This is a genomic window from Nocardia sp. NPDC004278 (assembly GCF_053602975.1).
In genome coordinates this window covers 43,856-50,525 of sequence record NZ_JBSGEQ010000049.1, presented here as the reverse complement: position 1 = coordinate 50,525, position 6,670 = coordinate 43,856, and the positions used below count along the sequence as shown (strand labels likewise).

Here is a 6,670-nt window from a genome sequence, read left to right as displayed (position 1 = left end):
ACCCGCGACCATGCCCCGTCTGCCCCGATCAGCAAGCTCGTAACCGCCTATACACCCACTTCAAGCATTCGGTCACCTATATCCTCAAGGGCTGTTAAAGTAAGTTTCTGAAACTTACTTTAATTCCTTCTTTCCTTCTTTCCATTATTTATTCCCATCATAACTTCCATTCCTTCCTTTTTTCTGATAGGATAGCGGGTCTCACCAGCAGCGTTGTCATCATTTATTCTCGGCATGGTTGCGGAGTGTAACGTAATCGGTCCCAGGTGGCAATCTTCCTTCCGTGCGCACCTAGGACCGGTCGTTTATTCCTCTCCGCTGTCGCCTTTGCGGCGGCCATCCAGCCTTTTCCGCGTCTCGACCACGTCTCGCAGGACCTCGAAGTACTCGTCGAAAAACCACCGGTAGTGTCCGATCAGCTTTTCGACGTCCTGATCAGGCAGGCCCTTCCGTTCGGCATGCTCTCGAATGAGGTTTTCGTCGCCCGCGCGGATGATCAGGAGTGCCGCGGCGTTCAATGCCACGGAGGTGTCGATCTTCCGAGATCCGACTGTCAATTTCCACTGCGCGATGGCCTGATCGAGCAAGACCAGGTCGTATCCGCGCAAGCGAGTCGTCACCGAGTGAATGCGATCCAGCTCGTTGCCCAATTTTCTGCTCCTTCGGTAGTTGCTATCTTCCATCATAATGAAAGATTCCCAAGATTTCTAGATTACTTCCTTCTTTTCTTCTTTGATTATTTCTCAACTTCCCGCGCTTTTGCACGCTCTCCGAACTGCTGCATTCCTGTGCTGCTGGCAGCCTGAACTGGCGTACTCCTGGCCCCCTTCAAGGCGTTTCGTTACACATCCACCACGGTGCCGAGAGGGCGGCATCCGGCCGGTTGGCCAGCAGCCAGCGGGACCCCTGCCCTGCGACAGTCGGAAACACGCCAGGCGCTGACCGATGAGTAGACCGCGCGGCCTACCCGGGTGGTGCCCTGATGTCGATGTTCACGAATTCGGATGTCACAGTCGATTCGGGGTGCCACGATTGAGGTGTCCGCGCTTGAGGCGCGCGCAATGGTTCCGGGCAGGTCGAAGGCCGAGTTGTGCAATCGCCAATCGCTTCGAAAAGACCCATCTCATGACGACGGGAAGCACCCAGAGTTCCCCGTTCCAGCTACCCCCGCCGACAGCCGCATCGGCTGTGGTTGACCGTTGGTGACACCGGAAACATCCCGTTCGATCTTTCAGAGGAGGTATCGAAATGACTTCGAGTGCTCCTACCGCTGGCCTGGCGCCACGCGTGGCTGAGATCAATATCCGTGAAGGCGTCACACCAGATCAGCGTCGAAACGTCGAGCAGTCGGTCGCAACAATGATCGAGCGATCATCCAGGGCCACGACCCGCGCCCGAGCGCGTGAGGCCGAGCGATCCGAACTACTGAAGGCCGTCGACTCGCCACTGGCCAAGCTCGCCGAGCAAGACCCCGACGCCATGAAAGCCATCGACGCCATTCGCACAAACTTCCGGCCGAGCGACGACGAGTCCGGACTTCGATCCAACGGCCGACGACAGCACCTTTCGGGTTCGATGACGCTCGACGTCCGCGAAGGACTCGAGATCCACGGAACCCCATATGACTTCGACTGGAAGTGGGTCGACACCGATGGTGGCAACTTTGTCCCCATGTCAGCGGACCGCGTTGCTGGCACGGCGAGGATCGCTGCCCAAGTCGAGGACGTCCAAGGCACATCGAGCTACGTCAACGCTCATGCAGGCGTTGGCATCATCCTGAGAACGGACCATGAGGTCGCGGCGCTCGGCCGTACTCTGCGAACGACTCACAACCAGTACTCCATTGGAGGCGGACCTTGGGGAGGACATGCCGTCACTGAGGGAGGAACCGAGCTCACAGTCTTGGAAAACGGCAAATTCGTCACCGCTGCCACCGACAAGCATTGGCATAAACGAGTCAGCAATTCAGAGGTGGACTCCTTCGACAACGGCGGTTTCGGGATCGGCGACCCGATCGAAGTCGTGTGGTCGATGCGACCTGGCAATGAGTACACGCTCAACGTTGGAGCTTGGGTCTATGCCGAATACAGCAACGGTCTGCTGGGCGATAGTTGGGCCCGTTCCATCATCGACGCAAAGTTCATCTTCCTGTCCCTCGTTCGCTAGATAGCAGGCAACCGCCAGGTCAGACCGACGATGACAGCATCGCTGTTGGACGACGTGCACGCGCATCGCCAGCCGCCGCGGTCAGCTCGTCGTCCAGGCCGCCGTCGGCAGGCGCGTGGTCCTGGTCCAGCGTGGCCGGATCCACGGTGCTCCAGCAGCTGTCGCACACCGGCGTCGGGATCAGCAGCTGCTCGCGCAGTACACCTGGAGCCTCGCAGCATGCCGTGCACAGCCCGTCCACCGCCTCCCCTGCCACGGCGCCTATCCGGTGGGTCACGACGGCGCGTTCGGTCGCCGTTTCGGGTGCTGGCTGGGCCGTGGAGCGCCGGACGTAGCGGGCAGAGGGCGCGGCTTCCCCGGAACCGGCCAGAGCGCTTTCAGGGGGCAGTTTCGCCGCCATCCGGTCGCCGTAGCAACCCACGCATTCGCCATCGGCGCGGTGGGGGCTGTGCGGGTGCTCCGCGCACCGGACCTCATGCTGGCGAATGCTTCGGTGGCCGGTCTTGGCCAGGAGCCGCTTGGACTTGGTCAGACGCGCCAGCAGTGAACGGAGGAACCCGATCGGGTTGCGAATATGGTTCGGCCAGGTCAGGCCCCGCTCGATGGTGAGCTCGGTCAGGCCGCGGGCGATGGCGCGGCCACCCACTTGCTCGGTGTCGATCCCGGCCTCGGCCAGGGCATCGCACACGGCGCCGATATGCCAGCTGCCGTACAGCCGGACGTATTGCCGTGAGCCCACATGCACCCACTGCCCGCTGTCCATGCCGTGCAGTTCGGCGACCAACTCGGCGGCCGTGAGCTGTCGATGCAACGGATGCGGATCTTCTCGGATCTTCCTGGGTTCTTTCGACGAATTTTCCCGCCCGCGCGCGCCTCGCGCGCGCTTTGGTGAGTTCTTTCCAACAGAAGATTCTTCAAGAACTGAAGTTCTTGAAGATAGGTGCCCGCTGACCGCATCGCCGCTGGTCGAGGGCGACATTGTTTCCGGCTTTATTTCGGCGGCCGCGGTGATGTGCGCGGCGCGGTTCATCCGGCCCAGGCTCGCCGACTTCCGGCGCGGCGTCAGCGGGGTCTGTGTGGCCGCTAACGGGCGCGGGACGGTCAGGTGCCACACGCTGGCCGCGTTGAGCTGGCGGCCGCCGTGATGGGCGTGTGCGGCTGCGATCTCGATCGTGGACAGCCGCCGGCCGGTCTTCATGTCCTTGGCGAGCCCGAGATCGCGCAGCACGTAGAGCACCTTGCGGATGGTCTTGTCCGAGTAGCTGGTTTGCTCGGCCATGGTCGCTTGCGCGGCGGTGATGCCGCGGCCGGTGTGCAGGTTGGCGAATGAGCCCACTACCGGCGCGCACTCCAGTACTGCTGTGACGCTGGTGTAGTGCTTGGCGACTGCTGCGCGGCCGACCTCGCTGTCGAGGGCCAGGGCTACACACGGCAGCCAGTCCCGCACGCTGACCGCCGGTACCAACGCGGAGGCGCCGTCCTCGAGCGGCAGTGACCACGACATGCCGATCTGGTTGCGGTTGAGCTCGGTGATCATCTCGGCGAACGCGTCGTCCGTGTCGGAATCACCACCCTTATACGGCCGATTGACCTGGGGGGACACCGATTTAGATGAAGTTGTGACCAGGTTATCTACCCGGCTAGCACACGGTGTGCAAGAGCGTGCTTTAACATGGGACCGGTTATCCAACGGGTTCCTTTCAGGGACACGACAAAGGCGCCGCTTCTCGGAGCGGTTTCTTTGGAAGGCAGCAGGTGAGCGGATCGTTTGGTCGCGAGGGGCTCAGCCTGCTGATGTGTGGTTGTTCAGTTAGTTAGGTGTTGGGCACCTAGGTGGTCCACCTCCTTCGGGCTTCCGGTTGCGGTTTCGGCGCGCGCCGGAGCCATGCGGCGGTTGCGGGACATCGATCATCACGGATCGACCGTCCCGCACGCCGGAGTCTCGAATCGACAGCGCGAGAACCCATTCTGGGCCTTTTTGGTCTTTGGCGGTCATGCCTTCACACTCTTGCCCAGCCACTCGGCGTGTCGCGAGATAGCAAGGGATAGCAAGGGTTAGCAACCGCGGCGGTGGTGATTGGGCGCGCGTGAATCGCTGCGCTGGCATCGTCGTCGTGTCGAGCACTCTGTCCCTTCCTGGGGAGTCAGAGCCGGGTGCGACACGCGGTCGTATGGCGGGTCCAGTCCACACATGTCGGTGTGGGGCTGTATCGTCATACACGCGAAGTCCCGCATTTGACTGTTCAGTCCTACGCGAGCCGACGCACCCAGCTTGGGTTTCACGCCCGTCCTCTCCCTCGTTTGGCCGCGAAGAGAGGACGGGCAATTTTTTTGTCTTGGGGTGGGGATCGTCCCGAGGGAGTCCTCCCAACCTCCAACCGTTCCACAACGTGGGCCGCTCGAGCCACTGCGACACGCACACATCCGTTGCGGAAGACCAGCAAATTCGTGGCCACCAATCACGCTTTGGCGGGTTTCGAGAGGCATTGCAGCAGAATGTTTTCCGGCCATGGCCACAGCATCGTCTCTCAACCCACGACCATTGAGCGTCATCCACACTGACGGTGTGGAATCGCCTTGACCGTCAGTTCCCATGGCGGACAACTAATCCGATCCCCGATCGGTGCGGATTTCGTCGGCCTTGTCGAGAATCCTTGGTTGTCATCGGTCGGTTCCCTGCTTCCTGAGCGCGACGACGGTGGCGCCCTGGTGGAGCTTGTCAGCGGTCTGGAGGATGCCGAGCACGCTGTCGCGATGGACGTTCACCGCCTTGGCGATCGCGGTGTAGGGGAGCTCAGATTCATGCGCGGCCAAGATCTTGATCACCAGCTCGCGTGGAGTGCGCATCCGTGGGCGGCGCCGCAAGACCTCATCCGCAATTTCGCCTAACCGCGTATGTGCGGGTTCGGTGGGCTGGGACTCAACCCGCATATCGCTGTGCGGTTCGACTGTGTGCTCCAGGTGCGGGTTGCGGTTCGTGTGGGGGAGGGCTGCGGTTACATCGGCCGCGTGTGCGGTTTCGGGGGCGACATGTGCGGGTTCGTCCGCTGAATCCGCACTACCCGCAACCGGAGTGTTTGCACTGGTCAGATCCTGTTCACGGGTTTCTGCGGTGAGGTCTTGGTCCTCAACCCGCGACTCGGAGTGGCGGGCCGCATGTGCGCCGCCATTCACCGCACGTGCGGATTCGGTGTCGATATGCGGGTTGTTGTCGGAGAACCGCATGTGCGCAGTTGCGGTACGAACCCCATCGTTTTCGCTCCGCGCTGGCGCATGTGCGGGTTCGAGTGCGGTTGCGGGTTGCGGGTTGCGGGTCGCGGTTCCAGTCGCGGATGTGCGGGTTGCGGTGTTCCCATGTGCGGTTCCCATGTGCGGTGTTGCGGGTTCGAGCACAGGGATGCCAGCATCGACACGCTCCGACTCGATGCGCGTTGCGGTGGTCGGTACGTCTGTCAGTCGGGCGAGTTCGGCCAGGCGCTCGGTGATGTCGGACTCGGCTTCGGTGATCGAGTTCGTCACGGCCTCGATCGCGCGGCTGTAGCGCTTGGACGCGGCGTCGTGGATGACGAGTGCGAAGCCGATCATCACTGGCGCGATCATGTGCACGGCGACGCCGTAGACGTTGCCGTCGCCGATGTAGGGGTAGGTGTTGAGACCGATCGTCACGAGCAGCAGCGCGACCTCGGCGGTGCGAACTTTCCACTCGTCGCGCTCGTCGGTGAGCCACTCGGCGGTGTCGCTCGCGCTGATCGCGATCGCGATCAGCATGCCGCTTATGAGTCCCTCAAGGCCGTAGGACAGCCACCACATGGGGTTGCCGATGCCGCCGGTGGGGGCGATGTTCTGCTGAACGGTGACCGCGGAAAAAACCATGGCGAACGCCATCAGCATTGTCAGCCCACGCAGCACCTTACTGCGGCGCCTATGCAGCCAGGCCAGGCGCGCGTGTGGGCTGTGCTGTCGACGCTGCTCGACGATGGCCTGGCGGGCGGTCACCAGGTCATCGGCCTCCTGGTCTGCGAGGCGGCCGGCAGTGTTCCGCATCCGCTCGGCGGCCGTGGCCGCCGTCTCGACGCGCGCGAGGTCTTCGCGCCGCTCGTAGTCGCGAATGCGTTCGGCCAGCTCACGATTCGCGGCCAGCTCCCGCTCCGACAACGCGTCCAGCAGTGCTGGATCGTGCTGGAAGGCCAACCGGCCGCGTGCGGTCTGCACGCGTTCGGACAGTTCGCCGGAGATCAGATCCTTATCGGCGATCGGCGGGGACTTGGGCTTGAGGCGGAGGTTCATCATCGGGCTGTCCTCTACAAGCGGCGAGTAGGAATAGACTGGCAGACTGTTGGACTGTTAGCAGTGTGCCATGTTGACAGCTTAACAGTTCGGACGGGCGGCTGACTCGGATCGAGCACTGAGAGTGTGTGCTGAGCGCAAATTTGTAAGCGTGCCCACGCCTCTGGGAAGCGCGCAGCACGCTTAGATGTGGTGCCGATCATGCTTCTCACCATCG

The 6,670-nt window shown here is 62.3% G+C and carries 4 protein-coding genes; 1 reads left to right on the top strand and 3 read right to left on the bottom strand.

The window, feature by feature from the left end:
* Nucleotides 1-305: 305 nt before the first annotated feature.
* Entirely contained in the window at nt 306-650 is a 345-nt protein-coding gene (locus ACWEO2_RS40090; protein WP_452410152.1) for a hypothetical protein, read from the bottom strand.
* A 637-nt stretch (nt 651-1,287) separates the two neighbouring features.
* Between ACWEO2_RS40090 and ACWEO2_RS40085 the strand changes: the two genes are divergently transcribed.
* On the top strand, nt 1,288-2,166 hold the full coding sequence (locus ACWEO2_RS40085) for a hypothetical protein (RefSeq protein ID WP_452410151.1): 879 nt from the start codon (nt 1,288-1,290) through the stop codon (nt 2,164-2,166).
* Between the two features lie 19 nt (nt 2,167-2,185).
* Here ACWEO2_RS40085 and ACWEO2_RS40080 read toward each other — a convergent pair whose 3' ends face one another.
* Entirely contained in the window at nt 2,186-3,703 is a 1,518-nt protein-coding gene (locus ACWEO2_RS40080; RefSeq protein WP_452410150.1) for a hypothetical protein, read from the bottom strand.
* A 1,124-nt stretch (nt 3,704-4,827) separates the two neighbouring features.
* On the bottom strand, nt 4,828-6,456 hold the full coding sequence (locus ACWEO2_RS40075) for a hypothetical protein (protein ID WP_452410149.1): 1,629 nt from the start codon (nt 6,454-6,456) through the stop codon (nt 4,828-4,830).
* Between the last annotated feature and the right edge of the window lie 214 nt (nt 6,457-6,670).